The sequence below is a fragment of the Flavobacterium johnsoniae genome, from assembly GCF_001879205.1.
In the GTDB taxonomy this organism is placed as follows: domain Bacteria; phylum Bacteroidota; class Bacteroidia; order Flavobacteriales; family Flavobacteriaceae; genus Flavobacterium; species Flavobacterium johnsoniae_A.
Genome location: NZ_MLFK01000011.1, coordinates 209,331 through 232,771, shown reverse-complemented (window position 1 = coordinate 232,771; position 23,441 = coordinate 209,331). Strand labels below are relative to the sequence as shown.

Annotated in this window: 12 protein-coding genes; all 12 read left to right on the top strand. The window is 36.0% G+C overall.

The features are described from left to right. Positions 1–1,335: a TolC family protein gene (locus tag BKM63_RS21645; protein WP_071638667.1), complete on the top strand. Its 1,335-nt coding sequence runs from the start codon at positions 1–3 to the stop codon at positions 1,333–1,335. Between the two features lie 10 nt (positions 1,336–1,345). After that, positions 1,346–2,392, top strand: coding sequence for an HlyD family secretion protein (locus tag BKM63_RS21640; RefSeq protein WP_071638666.1), 1,047 nt, complete (start codon positions 1,346–1,348; stop codon positions 2,390–2,392). 2 nt (positions 2,393–2,394) lie between these two features. Further along, positions 2,395–3,984 (top strand): MFS transporter, encoded by a 1,590-nt coding sequence (locus BKM63_RS21635; RefSeq protein ID WP_071638717.1) that lies wholly within the window; start codon positions 2,395–2,397, stop codon positions 3,982–3,984. 335 nt (positions 3,985–4,319) lie between these two features. Beyond that, positions 4,320–5,351, top strand: a complete 1,032-nt coding sequence (locus tag BKM63_RS21630) for a LacI family DNA-binding transcriptional regulator (protein WP_071638665.1) — start codon at positions 4,320–4,322, stop codon at positions 5,349–5,351. 590 nt (positions 5,352–5,941) lie between these two features. Then, the gene (locus tag BKM63_RS21625; protein ID WP_071638664.1) at positions 5,942–9,031 is read left to right on the top strand and encodes a SusC/RagA family TonB-linked outer membrane protein; all 3,090 of its coding nucleotides are present in this window, start codon (positions 5,942–5,944) and stop codon (positions 9,029–9,031) included. A 12-nt stretch (positions 9,032–9,043) separates the two neighbouring features. Then, on the top strand, positions 9,044–10,987 hold the full coding sequence (locus BKM63_RS21620) for a RagB/SusD family nutrient uptake outer membrane protein (protein ID WP_071638663.1): 1,944 nt from the start codon (positions 9,044–9,046) through the stop codon (positions 10,985–10,987). A gap of 146 nt (positions 10,988–11,133) precedes the next feature. Next, positions 11,134–12,852 (top strand): glycoside hydrolase family 43 protein, encoded by a 1,719-nt coding sequence (locus BKM63_RS21615; protein WP_071638662.1) that lies wholly within the window; start codon positions 11,134–11,136, stop codon positions 12,850–12,852. A gap of 51 nt (positions 12,853–12,903) precedes the next feature. Then, the gene (locus BKM63_RS21610; RefSeq protein WP_071638661.1) at positions 12,904–14,136 is read left to right on the top strand and encodes an SGNH/GDSL hydrolase family protein; all 1,233 of its coding nucleotides are present in this window, start codon (positions 12,904–12,906) and stop codon (positions 14,134–14,136) included. Positions 14,137–14,212: 76 nt separating this feature from the next. Further along, entirely contained in the window at positions 14,213–16,930 is a 2,718-nt protein-coding gene (locus tag BKM63_RS21605) for an alpha/beta hydrolase-fold protein (RefSeq protein ID WP_071638660.1), read from the top strand. Between the two features lie 6 nt (positions 16,931–16,936). Next, positions 16,937–19,474, top strand: a complete 2,538-nt coding sequence (locus BKM63_RS21600; RefSeq protein WP_071638659.1) for a glycosyl hydrolase 115 family protein — start codon at positions 16,937–16,939, stop codon at positions 19,472–19,474. A gap of 26 nt (positions 19,475–19,500) precedes the next feature. Further along, the gene (locus BKM63_RS21595) at positions 19,501–21,798 is read left to right on the top strand and encodes a glycoside hydrolase family 127 protein (protein WP_071638658.1); all 2,298 of its coding nucleotides are present in this window, start codon (positions 19,501–19,503) and stop codon (positions 21,796–21,798) included. Between the two features lie 33 nt (positions 21,799–21,831). After that, complete coding sequence (locus BKM63_RS21590) at positions 21,832–23,400, top strand: glycoside hydrolase family 43 protein (protein WP_071638657.1); 1,569 nt, start codon at positions 21,832–21,834, stop codon at positions 23,398–23,400. The last annotated feature ends 41 nt before the right edge of the window (positions 23,401–23,441 follow it).

Here is a 23,441-nt window from a genome sequence, read left to right as displayed (position 1 = left end):
ATGAAACAATCTAAAACACTTCCAATTTTAGCCATCCTTTTGCTGCTATCTGTACAATCTCTTCATGCCCAAAATACAGAAAATGTCCAAATATTGAATTTGGAAGAAATATGGAAAGCCGCCGAAGCAAATAATCGCCAGCTGAAACTATCAGATTTAAATCGTCAGCAAAGTAATTTAGAAGTACTTGAAGCTAAAGACCGTATGCTGCCTGAACTTACCTTAGGCGGGGATTTAAAACTCAATTCAAAATTTCTTATTTATGACAATGGATTATTCTCATCTCCGCAGGATGTACCCATTAAAGGTTATGGTTATATGGTGGGATACAATTTAAATTTTAATCTCTTCAATGGTGGTAAAGACAGAAGAAATGTTCTGATGAAGAAAGAAGAGGAGACGCGAAAACAATACGAAGCCGACCTGCAAAAACACAGTGTAAAATATAATGCTGCAGCTGCTTATTTCGAGCTCTATACGTTTTTACATTTCAAGGAATTTCTGGGTGCAGAAATCACTGCAGAGAAGAAACAGTTATCACTAATAGAAAGTTTACACAAAAACGGTATTGTGCTTAAGAGTGATGTATTGAGAACTTCAGTGAAATTATCACAGTTGGAACTAAATCTGTCCGATGTTAAAAAGAAAATCGACATCGGCAAACAACGTCTCAATATTCTGATGGGGCGTGATAGCGAAGAGGAATTACAAATTCGGTATCAAAATGATGCTTTTACAGATGACTTAACAAATAATCCTCTTAGCGATTATATAGAAATTGCTCTTAATCAATCTTCGGCTTATAAAATGGCCAACAGCGATATCAAATGGAGTGAACTAAATATCAAACAGATTAAAGCTGCGCTGCTGCCTAAAGTTTTACTATACTCAAATTACAATTACACTTATCCACAGATTTCCTTTTATCCGTATTCGAATGATTTGTGGGGATTTGGCCAAACAGGAATTAAAGTACAGTTTTCTATCGATAACTTATATAAAAATATACATACAGCAGCTCATGCCCAACTCATCTATGATCAGGCAAAAGAAAGAGCCGATATTAAAAAGGATGAAATTTTGTTTCAGATAAAAGAAGCTTATCTGCAGCAGGAACTGGCTGTTGAAAGTGTAGAAACAGCAGAAAAAAATATTACAAAAACAACTGAAACTGTTCGGGTCATTAGAAGCAGTTATCTCAATCAGGAATCTCTTCTGATCGATCTTTTGGAAGCAGAGAATGCTTTATTGGAAGCAAAATTTAATTTAACAACGGCTAAGGCAAACGTAAAACTCACTCATATAAAGCTGCTGGCAATAGCAGGAATTCTTTAATAAAAAAATTATGAACAAAAATAAAACAGATAAAATTATTGTTACGCTGACCAAATGGTTTGGAATCGCATTATTGGCAGCAATAGTTATTTGGGGCGTGGTGTATTTTTTAAAGGGATACCGCTATGAACAGACCAATGATGCCCAGATTGATGCTTATTTATCGCCTGTCAATGCAAAAGTGGGCGGTTATATTAATAAAATTTATTATAAAGACAATCAGGAAGTTAAAAAAGGAGATACACTTGTTGTGATTGAACTTGACGAGTATGGACTAAAAAGAGATGCAGCGTCAGCAGAATTAATGGCTTCTCATGCCAAATTACCTATTCTGGCTGCAAACGAAGAAACACAGCTTAAAAGTATTGAGGTTATAAAAGCACAATTGGCAGGCGCAAAAGCGAGATTGAAGCAGCAGGAAAGAGAATTTGACCGTTATAAAAAGTTGATGGCTGATGAATCTGCTACACAACAAAAATTTGATAATGTCAGTGCTTCTTTGTCGATCATGCAGTCGGAATATAATCAGGCAAAAGCTTCTCTGCTGGTAGCCGAGTCTAAATTAAAAGATTACAAAGCACAGCGTAACGCCGTAGAGGCTGAAATAAAAATCAAAGAAGCGCTTCTTGAAAGACAGCAATTGGATATTAGATATACTGTTATTACTGCACCTTTTGATGGACAAATTGGTAAAAAGACCATCCAAAGAGGACAACTTATACAGCCAGGGCAGACATTAGCATTTTTGGTGAGCAAAGCCGAAGAGAAATGGGTAATCGCAAACTTTAAGGAAACACAAATTAGCTGTTTTAAGACAGGGCAGACCGTATTCATAGAAGTTGATGCTTTTCCAAAAGAAACATTCAGCGGCATTATTGAATCGCTTTCTCCAGCAACTGGTTCCCGTTATTCATTACTTCCGCCTGATAATGCTACGGGTAATTTCGTTAAAATCATCCAGCGTATTCCTGTTAGAATTAAACTTACCGATGTTCCTGAAAAATTAGCGAAACTATCTGCAGGAATGAATGCGAATGTTTATGTTGTAAAAGAGTAATGATGCAGGCACATAAAATATCGGTTTTTAAAGCCTGGGTATCCGAATGGATGGCAAGGTCAGTCATATCTGCCATTTTAATGACCTGTCTGTTTAGCTTTGCTTTTTACGGCAGTCCGGCAGCAACGATGGGCTTCTATGGTATACAGCCTTCGGATGTTCAGTTCGGCATGGTGGTTATTTATGGATCTACGGTCGCCTTTTTGGCGCTTGATTTTCGCATTGTAAAGTATTTTGCACCACGTAAGTACTTGCTCACAGCACTCACTGTAAATGCAGCCTGTTCGATTATTTGTTTTCATTTCAAAGATTGGACACTGTTTCTTATCAGTCAGTTTTTACAGGGCATTACCTGCGCATTGATGTCAGGTATCGTCTTACAGCTTATTTTTCCGAGATTACATTCTGTACGTGCTCGTGTTATTGCTTACAGTTTACTTTACGGAAGTATACAAATTGCAGTACCATTTTATTCCATCTATTCCAGCGTAATACTTCATTTCTTTGATTTTAACTGGCTATTCTATAGTTTCAATATCATACTGATCATTCTAACTTTTGTAGTGTTACTCACGATGAGCGATAAAGCAAGATTTACCAAAAAAATACCGCTTTATCAGGTGGATTGGACCGGCTATCTGTTTTATGTCTTATTTATTTTAATATTAGGATACATCCTGGTTTATGGACGCCAATTGGGATGGCTTGACAGTCCATTAATACTTATTTGCAGTTTAGGTAATCTGGTCATTCTTTTGCTTTTCATAATTAGAGAAAAAAAGCTCAAAAGACCATTAATCAACCTGCAGATTTTTAAGACAGAAAATTTTGTTATTGGACTGTTGCTCCTTTTTACATTCTACATTTTCAAGGGAAGTACGGGACTGGCTTACGGTTATCTTGATGTTATTTTAGGTAATGACCCGCTCAGTACTATTCCGATATGGACTGCGGTGATTTTAGGAACCATAGTAAGTATGTTTGTCACTTCCCGATTTGTCTTGATGGGTTTTAACCTGATAAGAATTATTATGGTTGGTTTTGGGATTATGGCCATATTCTATACCTATATGATACTATTTGTTTCGATACAGGGTGAAACAATTGATTTTATATTTCCTATGTTTATCTATGGTGTTGCAACAGGTGTTTTATTTGTTCCAATTGTTTCGTTTACTTCCTCATCAGCTCCTTCTAAACTTGCTGTTAACGCATCACTTATTGGAATATTTGCCAGATTCACCGGATTTACCGCCAGTCTTGCATTTAGTAACGAACTTCAATTAATTGCAAAATCATCAGTAAGGGAAAAGGTTCGGGAAACACTCACTGAAATTAACCCTCAATTACAAGTTACTTTACTGGATATCCAAAACCAATATATGAATGCAGGCAGTGATATCTATACTTCAAAAAGCGTATCGACAGGTTATTTCAATCAAATGACAGCTCACCAAATATTGGCTCGTGCAACCCGGGATTATTATGAGCTGATGTTAACAGGTGTGATTTTCGTAATCGTTATTTTACTGCTCCTGCCTCATATTCAAAACGTTGTTTTGAAATTAAGAAAATGTATAATTCCATATTAAAATTTTATTATGGCGCAAAATATCGGTTCTGTATTATTTCATATTTTTAAAATGTCGAATTATTTCATTCGTTCGTTTTACAATTTATCTAATTTAAAAAGTAAAACGTATTTTATAAAACCGCCTAGCTGAATTCTGATTTATTCCTATAATCTAAAAACAACCGATTGTGTAAAGTGTAGATTTTTTTTAAAGTAAAAAATAATGTTAGCAAAAATTGTTAAAGAATATTTTACCATAATATTCCCAATGTAAGTATCCAGGAGGCTTAGTTCTTAAAGAATTTTCTATTGTTCGTTAAAATAATTACATTTACTAATTATAGATTTTAATTTATGGAAGAGCACAAGCATGTAACGATTTATGATATTGCCAAGAAACTTAATCTGGCAACATCAACAATTTCAAGAGCTCTAAAAGATCACCATAGTCTAAGTGATAAGACAATAAAAAAAGTAAAGCAAACTGCTAGGGAAATGGGGTTTGTTCCTAATACTTTAGCGGCTGGTCTGCGCGGTAATAAGTCTAGAACTATTGGTATTTTAATTCCAACAGTTACACAGCCTTTTTTATCTTCTCTAATCAGCGGTATTGAGATTGCGGCACGCAAATCAGAATATTCGGTTATTATTATGCAGTCGCATGACTCTTATGAGGTAGAAGTAGACCTGGCTAAATCATTATATAGTAACCGTGTAAGCGGGGTTATTTGTTCTCTGGCAATGGAGACAAAAGATACTTCGCATTTTAAGCAGTTTTCAAATAATAATATTCCGCTTGTATTTGTTGACAGAGTTCCCAGGGATTATGACACTTTTAGGGTCGTAATTAACAACCATCTGGCTGGTTACAAGGCAACTAAACATTTAATAGAACAAGGATGTAAGAGAATAGCCTACTTAACTGCCAAGTCAGAATTTGGTACTCTTTATAATGAAAGAAAAAGAGGGTATGTTGATGCTTTGCTAGAGCATGATCTGCCTGTCGATGAAAATTTAATCATAAGCTTAAAAGAAATGACTTATGAAGAAGGTGTAAAGGCCTGTAATCATTTATTTGATCTGAAAGAAAGACCGGACGGCCTATTTGCTCCGGGAGACATTCTAGCGGTAAGTGCCGTTCAGACTGCTAAAAAAAGAGGTATTAAAGTACCTGAAGAGTTTGCGGTCATAGGATTTAATAATGACCCAATCTCAGAAATAATTGAACCTAACATTTCTACTATAACCCATCCTGCAGAAAAAATGGGAAAGGCTGCTGCTGAGTTAATTATTAAAAATCTAAAATCTCTTAAGGAAGAGGATGCAAAAGAAATTACTTTTTTGAATACACAAGTATTAATTCGTGAGTCCTCAAGGAAGATTTAACGAGCAGCATTTTAAATTTAAATAAGAGCTGTTAATATAATTTATCAGCAGTTTTTTTTGAAACTTCTTACTGCAGATATTGGTTTAATGATTATATAATTTTTTATAAAAAAAGAGTATAATTATCCCAGAAAAATTCCCTTTCAAATACTTACCAAAGGATTTTTAAAGTATTAAACGAGCAACCGATTGCTTTTTTCTGCTTAATTTTTGCTTTGCTTTTAAAAACCTCGTTAGCTGTTGTCTACTTAAGCAACCAGTTGTATTTTTTGTTTTTTAACAATATTTATATTTCACTAATGCCAATTATGCTAAAAAATAATGGGCTTTGTGCTGTTTTATGATTTTTTTAATAAATAGCCACTTACCTCTTTAACTTTTTAATTTTTAGGTCAAAACAACTCGTTTGAATATTTATAATCTATTTTTTTAGTATAAAAAATAGATATAATGTTTTTTAATATGCTTTTTTTTTGGTAATTCGTAAATAAAAATTTAAACAACCGATTGTGTATTGATTGTTTTTTTTATATTTGTTTTCAATACACTTATTAACTAAACCAAAATTTTAACTATCTAAATCAATTTTTATGACTAACTTTTTTGTTACAAGTAAATCAAAGCATCTATTATGCTTTTGTTTTTTGATCTTTACGCTTTTGCTGTCGCTCCAATCGAGAGCTCAGACAAAAGTCACAGGAATAATATCGGATGCAGGTGGTCCAATTCCTGGAGCAAATGTGAATTTAAAAGGCACCAAAAATGGGGTAAGTACCGGTTTTGATGGTACTTATACTATTGACGTACCTTCCAATGGTATTCTTGTTTTTAGTTTTATAGGTTTAAAAAGCAAAGAAGTAGCTGTAAATGGACAAACCAAAATTAATGTAACCCTTGAAGAAGATTCGGCTCAATTAAAAGAAGTAGTTGTTATTGGGTACGGAACGCAGAGAAAAGAAGCAGTAACAGGATCTGTTGCTTCTATTGGAGGCAGTGAATTAAATGAGGTGCCCGCTGCCAATGTAACTCAGGCATTGCAGGGAAGACTGGCAGGTGTCGATTTAACCCAGACTTCTACAAAACCGGGAGCAGCTATGCAGATACGTATACGCGGAACGCGATCTTTAACAGGAAGCAATGACCCTCTAATTGTTTTGGACGGAGTTCCGTTTGCAGGTTCTATAGGCGATATAAATCCTGTTGATATCAAATCTGTAGATGTTTTAAAAGATGCTTCTGCAACGGCTATTTATGGTTCGCGTGGAGCAAATGGAGTAATATTAATTACAAGTAATAAAGGACGCAAAAATCAGAAAGCAACATTTAATTATAATGGATTTAGCGGTATCAAACAAGTTTTTGGTAAATACGATATGATGGACGGAACCAAGTTTGCCGCACTTCGTGATTATTCGACTCTATATACAGACGGAGTTGATGAATCAAGAAATACAAATACAGACTGGCAGGATTCACTTTATGGAGCTGGTGAAATGATCAGCCATGATGTGAGTGTTTCGGGAGGTACCGAACACGGTGCTTATAATGCAGGTTTAGGTTATTATAAAGAAGAATCGGTTCTTCCGGGCCAGCGATACGAACGTTTTAGTCTTAGAGCAGGTTTAGATCAGCAGCTGAGCGGGGCTATTCGTATGGGATTCAATACAAATAGTAACTATTCTGTTACTAATGGAGATAATATTGGTACAGGTACAATCTTAGCAACCTCTCCTTTATCTAACCCATATAATCCGGACGGGTCTTTGAAAAGAACAGTTAAAATGGGAGCAGATGAAAATTGGGTTTACACGAGAGAATCGATTAATAATCTGGGAGAATCTTATGTTAATCAGACAAGAGCTTTTAGTTCGTACAATAATATTTTTGCCGAAGTGAAAATACCAGGCGTTGATGGTTTAAAATATCGTATGAATACTGGATTAAATTTACGTCTGTCTAATAGTGGTTACTATGAAGGACAAGGAGTCTTTGATGTAAATCCAACTACTATCTCAAATGCATCTATCACTAATACATTATCTACACAATGGCTTATAGAAAACCTGATCACATATGATAAGACTTTTGCTCAAAAACATACTGTAAATTTTGTTGGATTATATTCAAATGAGCAGTTTACAGGAAATACTTCGCAGATATCAAGAAACGGGATAACTTCTGATGCATTTCAGTTTTATAACCTGGGACAGAGTGAAGAAGAAGCTGTTATAAATCCTGCAAATCAAGATTATACACAGTGGGGTTTAAGCTCATATATGGCCAGAGCGATGTATTCTTACGATAATAAATATTTTATTTCTGGAACAATTCGTTCAGATGGTTCATCAAGATTAGCCAAAGGAAATAAATGGGTAACTTATCCGGCTGTTTCTGCAGGATGGACAATTTCAAATGAATCTTTCATGAAAAAACTTTCTTGGGTTAATTTATTGAAATTCCGTGCAGGATATGGAGAAACTTCTAATCAGGCGGTAGATCCGTATCAGACTTTGGGAGCTTTAAGTACAAGACCTTATAATTTTGGAAATACAAATTCTACAGGTGTATACGTGACAACATTACCTAATCCTGATTTAGGATGGGAATATTCAACAACATGGAATTACGGATTGGATTTTGCATTTTTTAATAATCGTTTATCAGGAACAATCGAGTATTACAAAACAAATACAAAAGATTTGCTGCAAAGAGTAAATCTTCCGGCAACATCAGGAGTTAGCAGCTACGTTGGTAATGTTGGTGAAACTGAAAACAAAGGTTATGAAATAGCCTTAAACGGAGTTATTCTTGACAATCCAAAAGGGTTGAGCTGGACTGTTGGGGTTAATTTATATGCCAACCAAAATAAGTTAGTTAAACTTGCTTCTGGAGCGCAAAGAGATGAGAGTAATTCATGGTTTGTGGGGTATAATATTAATTCTATCTACGATTATGAAAAGGTTGGTATCTGGCAGGAAGGCGATCCTTATATGTCTGTATTAGAACCAGGGCCAACAGGTATCGGCCAGCAGGGAACTGTAGTAGGATCTATCAAAGTTAAATATACAGGAGATTTTAACCCAGATGGTTCACCAACTCGCGCCATTAACGCAAGTGACAGACAAATAATAGAAACTGACCCGGATTTTCAGGGAGGTTTCAACACCAATTTAACTTATAAAGGTTTCGATTTTTCTGCTGTTGGAGCATTTAAAAGCGGGGGTGTTTTAATTAGTACACTTTATGGCGGCAACAGTTACTTAAACCTTTTAAATGGTAGAAGAAGTAATGTTGATGTAGATTACTGGACACCGGATAACAGAGATGCTGAGTTTCCAAATCCAAGAGGAATCAGAAGTGGTGATAACCCAAAATACATGTCAACAATGGGTTATTTTGATGCCTCTTATGTAAAAATCAGAGCCTTAACACTTGGATATACTTTAGATCAGGAATTTATGAGAAACTTAGGGATTGAAAAATTGAGACTTTATTTTACAGCTCAAAACCCTTTTGTACTTTTTTCTCCTTATAACAAAAAGTCTGGAATGGATCCTGAAACAAATTCTTATGGAGATGAAAATCAGGCAGTAAATTCATACCAACGCAGGTTCTTGGTTATTGGAACAAATACACCTTCGACCAGAAACTTTTTATTCGGACTTAATTTAACATTTTAATCAAGAAGAACTATGAAACGATATATTTTTAAAAATTTAATTATAGGATCAGTAGTACTGTTCTCCTTTGCGGGCTGCTCTGATATTTTAGAAGAAAAACCACATGATTTTTATGAGCCTGGCTATTTTAAAACAGAACAGGGAGTAATACAAGGACTGACATCGCATTATGCCCATTTACGCTGGATTTACGGACAAGCATACTATTACAATTCTGTGCAAACCGGTACAGATGAAAACACTTATGGGCAGCAAGCCGACGGAAATTTCAAAGATCATGATTTATCCGGAGTGGGGGTAATTAATGCCACCTCGAGCAGGGCCGATGTTGTATGGAATAATTCATACAATGATATCAATACTGCAAGCGGTATTATCGAAAATGCTGCAGCCGTGGGTATAGCAAGCAGTTTAATTGCAGAGTCTAAATTCTTCAGAGCTTTTGATTACTTTTTATTAGTGCAGACTTTTGGAGGTGTGCCTTTAGATTTAGGAGCAGGTGAACTGAAATTTAACAGTAAACCCTCAAGATCTTCAAAACGAAATACGGTAACAGAAGTATATACCAAAGCTATTTTTCCGGATTTAGTAGCAGCAGTAAAAGAATTGCCTGATGCGCCAAGATTAACAGGTACAGCAACTAAAACTTTAGCCCGTTTAATGTTATCAAAAGCTTATCTAACATATGCATGGTGGTTAGAAAATCCAAATAATATTCCTACCTATCCTGATACGCCAAGAACAGATCCTGACGGACACAATGCGCAATGGTATTTTCAAGAGGCTTATAATATAGCTTTGGAGGGAATTAATAACCCGGGATCTTATGGATTACTGCCTTATTATTATGACGTAAACTTAGGATCTAATGATCGTAATAAAGAATTAATGCTTTATGCAGATCATACAGAAGCCAGCGAATATTATAATGGAGCAAGTCTTACTTACGGCAGCGGAGGATCACCTGATAATTTTGCAGGCTGGATGGGAACATGGAATTATACTTCTATAAGAAGTAAAAATGCTTCCGGTGCTGCTGTTTCTACTGTGCAGCGTGCAGCTGATCAATTCTTAGGACGTCCGTGGGTAAGAATGGTACCGCCTATTGAAGTTTTTACAAAAACTTTTGCGGATAAAACAAATGATTCAAGATACGACGGAACGTTTGCGGCTGTTTATCGTGGAAACTGGAATTTACTTGGAACAGGATTAACCGACGTAGCAACATTATACAATGCTAACGGATTACCGGTAAAACCGGGAGATGCTATTTTAAGTTTCCTTAATGATGAACCTGTTACTCCAATTGCATATCCTGCCGGAGCAGGTGATAATGGTGTTGGGGCAGGAGTTTTACCAGGCAGATCTGATTATGTAATTTCTCCATTAGGAATAAGCAGAATTGTATATCCGGGCTTATGGAAACTGGGTCCATATCGTACTGATAACGCAGGTGGATTAGGACAGCCGAATGCAGGAAGTACAAGACCCTATCCAGTAGCTAAATTTTCAGAACTTTATTTTGTTGCCGCGGAAGCTGCAGTAAAAGGAGCAACAGGTTCAATGAGTGCCAGAGATCTTATCAATGTAATTAGAGCACGCGCAGGAAAATGGCGATGGGATAATAACGGTAAAGTAGCAAAAACAGCTGACAACAGTGTTTTATTAACAAGTGCAACTCCTGCAGTAATTGATATTAATTACATCCTTGCAGAACGTTCTCGTGAATACTACGGAGAAGGATATCGCTGGTATGATTTAGTAAGAACTCAAAAATGGAATGAAATTGCTGGTAAATATTCAATTGGAGGATCAAATTATGGCCAGCATACACCAGAAATTATTACAAGAACTATAGAAAAATATCATTATCTGCGCCCAATACCACAAGGACAATTAGATGGTATGGAAATGAGTGCCGATGAAAAAGCGGCATATCAAAATCCGGGTTACTGATTTTAAGTTTTTCAGCAAGATTTAGATCTTAATTATGAGAGTTGATTTTACGGTTAATTTATAATGATCTTAATCTTGCTTGCTAGAAGCCGAGGGGCATTCTCTCGGCTTTTTATATTTTTTGAATAAATAAAATAGTATAACAAATGATTAAAAGAAATATCTTTTTTTTACTGTCGGTAGTGCTTGTATGTTTTTATACGGGTAATGCCCAGCAAAAAAAACAATCCAAAAATACCGCTGTTTTTTCCAATGTCATTTACAATGGCAATGATCAGATTTATAAAAACAGTCCATTAAATCAGGATGAATTTTACACACCAATTTTGCAGGGTTGTTATCCTGATCCGGCCATTACCAGAAAAGGAGATGATTATTACATGGTCTGTTCTTCATTTGCCATGTTTCCCGGTGTGCCTATTTTTCACTCCAAAGATTTAGTAAATTGGACAGATTTAGGAGGAGTTTTAAATAATGCAGCAGAATTTAACCCTCATGATACAGGGATCAGTGCAGGAGTATATGCACCCGGAATTACATATAATCCCCACAATGATACCTTTTACATGATTGTTACCGCATTTTCCGGTGGTCTTGGAAATATCATTGTTAAGACAAAAGATCCGATGAAAGGATGGGGGAGCCCTATTAAATTGGATTTCGGCGGAATCGATCCTTCTATATTTTTTGATGAAAATGGCAAAGGGTATATTGTTCATAATGACGCACCGGATAAAGGAAAAGAATTATATGAAGGTCATCGCGTAATTAAAATTTGGGAATATGATCTTAATACAGATAAGGTAATTCCCGGTACAGATAAAATTATTGTTGATGGAGGCGTAGACCTTTCTAAAAAACCAATATGGATTGAAGCCCCGCATTTATATAAAAAAAATGGAAAATATTATTTAATGTGTGCAGAAGGCGGTACAGGAGGAAATCACAGCGAAGTTATTTTTAGCAGTGACAATCCGAAGGGACCTTTTAAACCAGCATCAAATAATCCAATTTTAACCCAGCGCTATTTTCCAAAAGACAGAGTCAATAAAGTAGACTGGGCGGGTCATGCAGATTTAATCCAGGGGCCGGATAATAAATATTATGGCGTTTTCTTAGGCATTCGCCCTAATGAAAAAGACAGGGTAAACATAGGAAGAGAAACTTTTATACTGCCTGTAGATTGGTCTGGTGAGTTTCCAGTTTTTGAAAACGGATTGATTCCCATGCAGCCAAAATTAAAAATGCCTGCCGGAGCTACAAATAAAACGGGCAAAGACGGATTTTTTCCGAATGGTAATTTTACGTTTACTGAAAACTTTACTTCCGATAAATTAGATTACAGATGGATAGGACTCAGAGGACCACGAGAAAATTTTATTGCTGTAACCAAAAAAGGACTTCAGATTAATCCTTTCGAAGTAAATATTAAAGAAGTTAAACCTACTTCGACACTTTTTTACAGACAAATGCACAACACGTTTTCTTTCGCAGCAACAATAGATTATAAACCTCAATCGGAGAAAGATCTGGCCGGAATTGTATGCCTGCAGAATGAGCGTTTTAATTATGTTTTTGGAATAACAAAAAAAGGAAAAGATACTTACATCTTGCTTGAAAGAACAGAAAAAGGAGAGTCAAAAATTATGGCAAGCACTAAAATTGAGATCAAAAAACCATTGCGTCTGCAGGTAAAAGCAGCAGGAGACAGTTACGAATTTAGTTATGCGACAAACGGCGATGATTTTAAAAATTTAGGAGAAAGCGTTTCAGGAGACATTTTGTCAACAAATAAGGCAGGAGGTTTTACCGGAGCACTGGTAGGATTGTATGCAACGGCAGCAAATGATGCCCGTCCACAATAATAAACTACAGCAAAAAGTACCAAATAGATAATAACCTTTAAAACGTTAAACATGCAAAAGGAATATTTAAAATGGCTGTTATTTCTGCATCTCTTTTTTTTAGGATGTATATCAAATCAATCATCTTTAATAGCACAAAACAAAGCAAATAATGAGAATTGGGTTGGTACGTGGGCTTGCGCACAGATGCAGGTAGAACCAAATAATATGCCTCCTGCTCCGGGGCTTTCAGAAAATACGCTTCGGCAGATTATTAGAGTTTCTATAGGAGGAAAGCGTATGAGATTGCGTTTCTCTAACATTTTCAGCGATCAGCCCACAGTTTTAAAATCTGTAAGTATTGCAAATGTTATCAACGCACCCATTATCGATCTAAAAACTCAAAAAGTACTCAGCTTTAATGGAAATTCTAAAATAACAATAAGCCCGGAGCAGGAAGTATTTTCAGATGCTTTTGATTTTGAATTACAGCCGGGTCAGCTTCTTGCCATTACCATTCATTATGGAGCAACTTCGGTAAAAACATCCGGACATCCGGGTTCACGCACCACTTCTTACATTCTTGAAGGAGATAATATCCAAAATGCATCTTTTGAGGGAGCCATAAAAACAGATCACTGGTATTCGATTATGGGATTAGATGTCATTGCCAATAAATCTGCTGCAGCAATAGTTTGTTTAGGAAATTCTATTACAGACGGACGCGGATCAGGCACCAACAAACAAAATCGATGGACAGATATTTTATCCGCTAGATTACTGGAAAATAAAAAAACACAAAATATAGGAGTCTTGAACTTAGGAATAGGAGGAAATTGTGTCATTAAAGGCGGGTTAGGACCTACTGCATTAAATCGTTTTGATCGGGATGTACTTTCACAAAAAGGCACAAAATGGCTCGTAATTCTGGAAGGTATTAACGATATCGGAGGAATTAAAAATCCTGAAGATGCCTCTGTTAAAGCTCAGGAACTTATTGAAGCTTACAAAGTGATGATTGATAAAGCGCATGCCAAAGGAATTAAAGTATACGGTTGCACTATTTTGCCTTTTGCGAAGTCATTTTATGACGCACCACACAAACAAGAAGCACGCGATATTGTAAATGACTGGATTAGAAACAGTAAAGCCTTTGATGCTGTTATTGATTTTGATAAAGCAATGGCTTCAGAAGAAGGTTCAAAAACCATTTTGTCTAACATGCATGATGGTGATTTTTTGCATCCAAACCAAGCAGGTTATCTGAGAATGGGAGAAGCGATAGATCTGAATTTGTTTAAATAGCAGCTTCTCTATTTTAATTATTTCCCTGTTTCAATTCACAATTAAAGTGATTTTTTGATCATAAAACAGCTATAAAATGAAATCAATAATTAAGTTTTTCGTATTTATTTTTCTTTTTTCAATAGTACAAAAAGGGTATTCTCAAGATGCTGATTTTCATATTTATTTGAGCCTTGGCCAATCAAATATGGAAGGATATGCTAAAATAGAGGCACAAGATAAAGTGGGTGTCGACGATCGGTTTCAGGTTTTGCAGGCAGTTAATTGTCCGGAACTTAATCGCACGATGGGAAACTGGTATACCGCCATACCACCCTTATGCCGTTGCAATACCGGATTAACACCTGTAGATTATTTTGGGCGAAATATGGCTGCCAATCTTCCTAAAAATATAAAAGTAGGCGTTATCAATGTAGCTGTTGGAGGCTGTAAAATTGAACTTTTTGATAAAGACAAGTCGGCAGATTATATTGCTGCAGCCCCAGACTGGATGAAAGGCATGATTAAGGAATATGATGGAAATCCGTATCAGCGACTGGTGGAATTGGCTAAAACAGCCCAAAAGAAAGGAATTAAAGGTATCCTGCTTCATCAGGGAGAATCGAATACGGGTGATACACTTTGGCCGAAAAAAGTAAAAATTGTCTACGATAACTTAATGAAAGATCTGAATCTAGATCCTGAAAAAGTGCCTTTACTTTCAGGCGAAACCGTAAATGAAGACCAAAACGGCAAATGTGGAAGCATGAATAAAATTATTGCCACACTGCCAAAAACTATAGCTAATTCCTATGTAATTTCATCTAAAGGATGTACTGCTGAAGCTGATTTTTTGCATTTTAATGCCGCAGGTTACAGAGAATTAGGAAGACGTTATGCCGATAAAATGCTTTCATTATTGGGATATAAATTATCAGAAGGCAAAGTACCTTTCATAGTTCAGGCGCCGCTTGGTTTTGATCAGATAAATACAACTATACCAACGGGTAAAATTGAAAGCATCAGTTACGAATCCAAAACTGTTGGGTCTATTAGAAAAGCTGCCGTTTACACACCTCCGGGATTCAATAAAAAGAAAAAATATCCTGTGTTATACCTTTTACACGGAATAGGCGGAGATGAAAAAGAATGGCTCAATGGAGGAAGTCCGCAGATTATATTAGATAATCTTTATGCCGAAGGAAAAATCGAACCCATGATCGTCGTAATGCCAAACGGAAGAGCTATGAAAGATGACAGTGCAACCGGAAATATAATGGCACCGGATAAAGTACAGGCATTTGCTGCTTTCGAAAAAGACTTATTAAACGACCTGATTCCTTTTATCGAAAAAAAATATCCAACTTACAAAGACAGGGAACACCGTGCTATTGCAGGTTTGTCTATGGGCGGAGGACAATCCCTAAATTTTGGATTGGGGAATCTGGATAAATTTGCCTGGGTAGGCGCTTTCTCAGCGGCACCAAATACTAAAGTACCGCAAGAACTGCTTCCTAATTCCGAAGAAGCAAAAAAGAAATTAAAACTGCTTTGGATTTCCTGTGGTGATAATGACTGGCTTATAGAGAATAGTAAAAGAACTCACGATTATTTATACAAAAATGATGTGCCGCATATCTATTATATCGAGCCTGGAGTCCACGATTTTAAAGTGTGGAAAAACGGCTTATATATGTTTTCACAGTTTTTGTTTAAACCAGTCGATCAGTCGGTTTTTTCAGCATATACCATTTTAGGCAATCCCGCACAAACCAATATCCGTAATGCAAAATATCCTCAAATATTACCGGATAACAGGGTGATTTTTAAGATCGCGGCTCCCCAAGCTTCAAAAGTACAAATCGATTTAGGAAGAAAATATGATCTGACAAGAGACTCAGAAGGATTTTGGACTGTAACGACAGATGTTATAAACAAAGGATTTAATTATTATTCCCTGCTGATTGATGGCGTGGCTGTTGCCGATCCTGCCAGCCAGACTTTTTATGGAATGGGTCGTATGGCAAGCGGTATCGAAATTCCAAATAAAGAAGGAGATTTTTATGCTTTAAAAGAGGTTCCGCACGGTGAGATTCGAATAAATAATTATTTTTCAAAAGCAACTAATTCTTGGCGTGAAATGTATGTTTACACACCGCCGGGTTATGAAAATTCTACAGAAAAATATCCGGTTTTATATCTGTTACATGGCGGAGGCGAAGATCAAACCGGCTGGACAGCACAAGGTAAGGCTAATTTAATTTTAGATAATTTAATTGCCGAAAATAAAGCAAAGCCAATGATAATTGCCATGCTTGACGGTAATATGGGAAACACAGGAGGAATTGCAGGTTTTAATGAAAGTGCACTTAAAGCTTTTGAAAATGAATTAAAAACAGGAGCAATACCTTTTGTAGAAAACCATTTTAAAACTGCGAAAGACTCTAAAAACAGAGCTTTGGCTGGATTATCAATGGGAGGATTGCAAACACTTTATGCGGGTGTCAAAAATTCAGACCTTTTTTCTTATATAGGCGTATTTAGTTCAGGCTGGTGGGCAAATAATACCACCTTGTCAGAACCTCAGTACGAGTTTATGAAAAATAATGCCCAGAAGATCAATTCTAATATCAAAGAATTTTGGATTTCTATGGGAGGCAAAGAAGATATTGCGTTTGAAAATTGTAAAATAATGAGAAGCAAGTTTGACCAGTTTGGAATAAAATACAAATACAGTGAATATTCAGGTGGACATACCTGGCCGGTTTGGAGACACGATTTATTTATGTTCGCGCCATTATTATTTAATAAATAAAGTATAATGAATAGATTTTCAATACATATCCTAATATTTTTTATCACCTTTAGTTTTAATAGCTTAAAGGCCGCGCAGCCGTTTATAACAACTCAAAAAGTTGGAGATGTTGTCGTACTGAAAGAGAAATCTTTACCTCTTTCGTTTTTTGTTAGTAACGGAACAGATGCAGGTATTTTACGTGCGATTGGTAATTTACAAGTTGATTTTGAAAAAGTAACGGGCGAAAAGCCTGCCGTTTTTAGTCAGAAGCCAAATTCTTCGGCACCGTTAATTATCATTGGAACAATAGGAACCAATTCTATAATTGATGATTTAATTAAAGAAAATAAAATCGATGGAAAATTGCTTAAAGGCAAAAATGAAAAGTTTATTATTCAGAACATAAAAAATCCATTTAAAGGAGTAGAAGAAGCTATTGTTATTGCCGGCAGTGACAAACGCGGCACAATTTACGGAATTTACGAATTGTCCGCACAAATTGGTGTTTCGCCCTGGTATTACTGGGCTGATGTTCCAGTAGAGAAAAAAGAGACTCTTTATTTTATAAAAGGAACCTATAGTGATGGAGAACCTGCCGTGCAATACAGGGGAATTTTTATCAATGATGAAGCTCCTGCATTAAGCGGTTGGGCAAAAGCAACATTTGGAGGTTTTAATAGTAAATTTTATGAAAAAGTTTTCGAATTACTGCTTCGGCTAAAAGCCAATTATATGTGGCCGGCCATGTGGGGAAATGCTTTTTATGATGATGATTCGGCAAGCGGACCTTTGGCCAGTGAAATGGGAATTATCATGGGTACCTCACATCACGAACCAATGGCTTTGGCACAGACAGACTGGCATCGGTACATTAAAAAAAATAATCTCCCAAATGTTTGGGATTATTCTAAAAATAAAACCGTTTTAGATGAATTCTGGAAAAGCGGCATAGAACGCAGTAAAAATTGGGAAAAAGTCGTAACCGTAGGAATGCGTGGAGACGGTGATGAAGCAATGAGCGAAGGAACCAACATAAGTTTACTGGAAAATATCGTAAAAGAACAACGTAAAATTATTGCTGAGGTGACTCAAAAAAAAGCAGAAAAAATACCTCAGGTTTGGGCTTTATACAAAGAAGTTCAAGACTATTACGATCAGGGAATGCGTGTTCCTGATGACGTTGTTTTACTATTTTGTGATGATAACTGGGGCAATGTACGTAAACTTCCCGATCTCACTAAACCACTGCATAAAGGAGGATATGGGATGTACTATCACTTTGATTACGTTGGCGGTCCAAGAAATTCAAAGTGGATTAATATAAGTCCGATACAAAGAGTTTGGGAACAGATGAATCTGAGCTACGAACACAGTGTCGATAAAATCTGGATAGTTAATGTGGGAGATCTTAAACCAATGGAATTTCCAATCAGCTTTTTTTTAGAAATGGCATGGAATCCCAAAAAGTTCAACTCGCAGAATCTTTTTGAGTTTACCCAGAAATGGGCAGCGGATCAATTTGGAACAAAACACGCCAAAGAGATTGCGAGTCTGTTAAATACCTATCCAAAATATAACCGAAGAGTGACTCCCGAAATGCTGGACAGCAAAACCTACAGTCTTGAAAATTATAATGAATTTCAAACCGTAGTTAATGACTACAAGAATCTGGCACTTGATGCTTACAGAATTTACAATGACATTCCAGAACAATACAAGGATGCCTATTTTCAACTGGTTTTATATCCTATAGACGCCTGCAGCAATCTTTATGAAATGTATTTTGCACAGGCGAAAAACAGAAAACTGGCTTCAGAAAAAAATATTTTAGCCAATGGTTTTGCTGATCAGGTAAAAAGGAATTTTGCAAGAGATTCTATTCTTCAAAATAAATACAATAATGAAATTGCCGGCGGAAAATGGACTCATATAATGGATCAGATGAGAATTGGCTACAAAAGCTGGCACGACGGCCCTAAAAACATTTTACCGGAAATTAGTTACGTATCAGAAAAAGAGCAGATCATTAGAAAAACATTCGCAGAAAAAGAAGGTTATGTCGCTATCGAAGCAGAACATTTTTCTAAGTTAAATAACTCAAAAAATATGCATTGGGAAGTGATTCCAGATTTTGGAAAAACCAAAAGCGGTATCACCACTTTTCCACAAAATAAATATCCAAACCAGAATGAGAATGTTTTTGTTGAGTATGAAATTGATTTTATTTCTACCGGAGAATTTGATGTAGAAATGCTTTTGGCTCCTACACTTAACTTTAACAGTAACAATGGACTTCGTTATGAAATTTCTTTTGATGAAGAAAAACCGCAGACCATAAATTTTAACGGACAATATCGTGGAGAATTAGGGAAATGGCAGGCAAAACACCTGATACATTCGACAACTAAACATACGATCTCGAAAGCAGGAAAACATATTTTACGTTTCCGTGTCTTAGATCCCGGAATTGTCCTGCAAAAGATTCTGATTAATACCGGCGGCTTAAAACCGTCCTATCTTGGTGCGCCCGAAAGCGACAGAGTTTCTAAGGATGGTCTGTAAGTTTTTAGATTTAATGAAATAAAATTATGACAAATCTCTTAGTGAAATATAAGGCATTAAGATGCTTGATTGCATTATTTATTGGATTTTCGGCGGCTGCTCAAATGAAAACATTTCCGTTGCAGGAAGTGAGATTAGGTGGCGGTCCTTTTAAAAATGCACAAGATATTGATCTTAAATACATGCTGGCACTTAATCCGGATAAACTTCTTGCGCCTTATTTAATAGATTCTAATCTGCCTTTAAAATCAGATCGTTACGGAAATTGGGAAAGTTTAGGTCTTGACGGCCATATTGCAGGACATTATTTATCGGCTCTGTCCATGATGTATGCTTCTACTGCAAATAAGGAGCTTAAAAACAGATTAGAATATATGATTTCTGAATTGGCCAGATGTCAGGAAAAAAACGGAAATGGTTATGTAGGCGGGATTCCGCAGGGAAAAGTTTTTTGGGACCGAATCCATAACGGAGACATAGACGGAAGCAGTTTTGGATTAAATAATACCTGGGTTCCCATTTATAATATTCATAAACTTTTTGCCGGCTTAAACGACGCATATCAATATACAGGTAATGAAGAAGCTAAAGCGATTTTAATAAAACTGGCAGACTGGTTTATTGAGATGATTAAGCCCCTGCGTGATGAGCAGATCCAGCAAATTTTAAAAACAGAACACGGAGGCATCAACGAATCTTTTGCAGATTTATATCTTATTACTAAAGATAAAAAATATCTCGAAACAGCTCAAAAACTATCTCAAAAAGCTTTTTTGGAATCGCTGTTACAAAAAGAAGACAAACTTACAGGACTTCATGCCAACACACAGATTCCTAAAGTTATTGGTTTTGAAAAAATTGCCTCTATATCAGGAGACAAGGAATGGACGGATGGAGTACTCTTTTTTTGGGACAACGTTACTCAGAAACGAAGTGTGGCTTTTGGAGGAAACAGTGTTGCAGAGCATTTTAATCCGGTAGATGATTTCAGCGGTATGCTCAAGTCAAATCAGGGTCCGGAAACCTGTAATTCCTATAATATGGAACGTCTAAGCAAAGCCTTGTTCCTGGATAAAAAAGATATGACTTATCTGGATTTCTACGAACGTACACTTTACAATCATATACTTTCAAGCCAGCATCCGGAAAAAGGAGGTTTTGTTTATTTTACGCCTATCAGGCCCAGTCATTATCGTGTGTATTCGCAGCCCGAAACCAGTATGTGGTGCTGTGTAGGGTCTGGATTAGAAAATCATTCCAAATATGGAGAATTAATTTACACCCATTTTGATGAGGCTGTTTTTGTGAATCTTTTTATAGCATCGACCCTAAGTTGGATTGAAAAAGGAATTGTCATAGAGCAGAAGACAAAATTTCCTTATGAAAACAGTGCAGAAATTATTCTAAACCTTAAAAAAGCGAAGACTTTTGATTTGAATATCCGCCGTCCAAAATGGGCAGAAAATTTTAAGGTATTTATAAACGGAACAGAACAGCAAACAGAATTAAAATCATCGGGCTATATCAGTCTCAAAAGAAAATGGAAATCGGCAGATCATGTACGTATTGAATTCGAAACGAAAACCCATTTAGAGCAATTGCCTGATGGTTCTAATTGGAGCGCTTTTGTAAACGGGCCTATAGTCTTAGCAGCAAAAACTTCTACAGAAGCATTAGACGGGTTATTTGCCGATGACAGTCGTATGGGACATGCAGCTTCAGGAAAATATATGCCAATGGATAAAGCGTATGCCCTTGTAGGAGATAAGGCGGGTTATGTTTCAAGACTTAAGGAACTAGGCAATATGCATTTTGCTTTAGATTCATTAGAATTAGAGCCTTTTTTTGAACTGCATGATGCACGTTATCAAATGTATTTTCAAACCTTTTCTCAAGAGAAATATAAAGAAAAACTGGAAGTATTACGACAACAGGAAATACAAGAAAGGACACTTGAAGCCAATACGGTAGATAAAATTAACTGTGGAGAACAACAACCGGAAGCAGATCATCTGTACAGGGGAGAAAAAAGCAATTCGGGATATGATGACGGCCGCTTCTGGAGAAATACACAGTCTTATATTTCCTATCAAATGATCAATAAAAATGCATCAGGAAAATATCTTGATATAAGTACTCTGGATAAAATTGACCCAGATAAGATTAGCATAACAGTAAATAATAAACCAGCTGAAATAATTTCTTTAGAAGATAAAAAAATCAGGCTGGATGTTGCAAAACAAGAAGCTGCAACTATTAAAATTACAGCAAAAGAGGGAAAAGTAAGTCCTAAATTTTATCAATTGAGAATTGTAAAAAATTAAACAGCTTTCTTAAAATATCAGAAAATAAAAACAATGAAAATTCTATATAATCTATTAGTATTTTTTTTAAGTCTAACCGTATTAAACGCTCAGGATAATAAAGCGCAAAATCCAATAATTTTTGCAGACGTTCCTGATATGTCCGTCATTCGGGTTAATGATAGTTATTACATGAGCAGTACGACAATGCACATGAATCCGGGTGTCCCAATAATGAAATCTAAAGATTTAATAAATTGGGAAATCATCAATTATGCCTATCAAACATTAGAAGATGATAATGAGAAACTAAATCTGGACAATGATAAAAATGATTACGGAAGAGGTTCATGGGCCAGTAGTCTTCGTTATCATAATGGTATTTATTATATAAGCACTTTTTCAGGCACAACGAACAAAACTTATATTTTTTCTACAAAAGATATTGAAAAAGGTCCCTGGAAGCGAACCGTTTTAAACAATTCTTATCACGATCATTCTATTTTTTTTGATGATGACGGAAAGGTTTACATCGTTTGGGGAGCAGGAAAACTACAGATTGCAGAGTTAAAAACAGACTTATCAGATGTAAAAGAAGAAACAAAAAAAGTTTTAATAGAAAATGCCAGTGCTCCTGCCGGAAACAATATCATGCTGCAAGCAGAAGGTTCACAGCTTTTTAAAATTAAGGGAAAATATTATCTGTTTAATATCGTCTGGCCAAAAGACGGAATGCGCACCGTAATAATACACCGGGCAGATAAAATTTCAGGCCCGTGGGAAGGAAAAGTTGGATTGCAGGATTTGGGTGTGGCACAAGGAGGATTAATTGACACGCCAGACGGAAAATGGTTTTCTTATCTGTTCAGGGATTTTGACGGTGTAGGACGGATTCCTTATTTAATTCCCGTTAAATGGGAAGAGGACTGGCCAATATTAGGTGAAAATGGTAAAGTACCGCAATATCTCGATTTACCTGTAAGTAAAGGTGTAATCCCGGGAATTGTAAACTCAGATGATTTTAATCGAAAAAAAAACGAGCCGGATTTGCCTTTAGTCTGGCAATGGAATCACAATCCTGATAATTCGCTTTGGTCCTTAAAAGAAAGAAAAGGTTATTTAAGATTAAAGACCGGAAGAACAGACAGCAGTTTTCTTCAGGCTAAAAACACTTTAACGCAAAGAACCTTTGGCCCTGAAAGTACAGGAACTATTCTGATGGAAGTTTCTAAAATGAAAGAAGGCGACTTTGCAGGACTTTCTTTATTACAAAAAGAGTATGGACTTGTGGGCATAAAAGTTGAAAAAGATTCCAAAAAAATAATAATGATGGAAGTTCTTAAAGATATTCCAACAGAAATAGAAAGTACTCCTCTAAAGCAGGGTAAAGTATATCTCAGGGCAGCATGCAATTTTAAAGACAAAGCTGATACCGGAAGTTTTTTTTACAGCCTTGATGGTAAAAAATGGAATAAAATAGGAAATGCAATAAAACTGCCCTATACACTTCCGCATTTTATGGGGTATCGATTTGGCTTGTTCAATTATGCTGAAAAAAATGTGGGCGGATTTGTTGATTTCGATTATTTCCATATTTCAGATCAAATTTCAAAAAACAATTAGTTTAAGATTTAACCAAAGTAAAATTAATTCTAATAAAATAA

Bases quoted from the DNA above. Each gene is read 5' to 3' on its own strand.
- BKM63_RS21645 (WP_071638667.1), top strand. From the start codon at position 1: ATGAAACAATCTAAAACACTTCCAATTTTAGCCATCCTTTTGCTGCTA.
- BKM63_RS21640 (WP_071638666.1), top strand. From the start codon at position 1,346: ATGAACAAAAATAAAACAGATAAAATTATTGTTACGCTGACCAAATGG.
- BKM63_RS21635 (WP_071638717.1), top strand. From the start codon at position 2,395: ATGCAGGCACATAAAATATCGGTTTTTAAAGCCTGGGTATCCGAATGG.
- BKM63_RS21630 (WP_071638665.1), top strand. From the start codon at position 4,320: ATGGAAGAGCACAAGCATGTAACGATTTATGATATTGCCAAGAAACTT.
- BKM63_RS21625 (WP_071638664.1), top strand. From the start codon at position 5,942: ATGACTAACTTTTTTGTTACAAGTAAATCAAAGCATCTATTATGCTTT.
- BKM63_RS21620 (WP_071638663.1), top strand. From the start codon at position 9,044: ATGAAACGATATATTTTTAAAAATTTAATTATAGGATCAGTAGTACTG.
- BKM63_RS21615 (WP_071638662.1), top strand. From the start codon at position 11,134: ATGATTAAAAGAAATATCTTTTTTTTACTGTCGGTAGTGCTTGTATGT.
- BKM63_RS21610 (WP_071638661.1), top strand. From the start codon at position 12,904: ATGCAAAAGGAATATTTAAAATGGCTGTTATTTCTGCATCTCTTTTTT.
- BKM63_RS21605 (WP_071638660.1), top strand. From the start codon at position 14,213: ATGAAATCAATAATTAAGTTTTTCGTATTTATTTTTCTTTTTTCAATA.
- BKM63_RS21600 (WP_071638659.1), top strand. From the start codon at position 16,937: ATGAATAGATTTTCAATACATATCCTAATATTTTTTATCACCTTTAGT.
- BKM63_RS21595 (WP_071638658.1), top strand. From the start codon at position 19,501: ATGACAAATCTCTTAGTGAAATATAAGGCATTAAGATGCTTGATTGCA.
- BKM63_RS21590 (WP_071638657.1), top strand. From the start codon at position 21,832: ATGAAAATTCTATATAATCTATTAGTATTTTTTTTAAGTCTAACCGTA.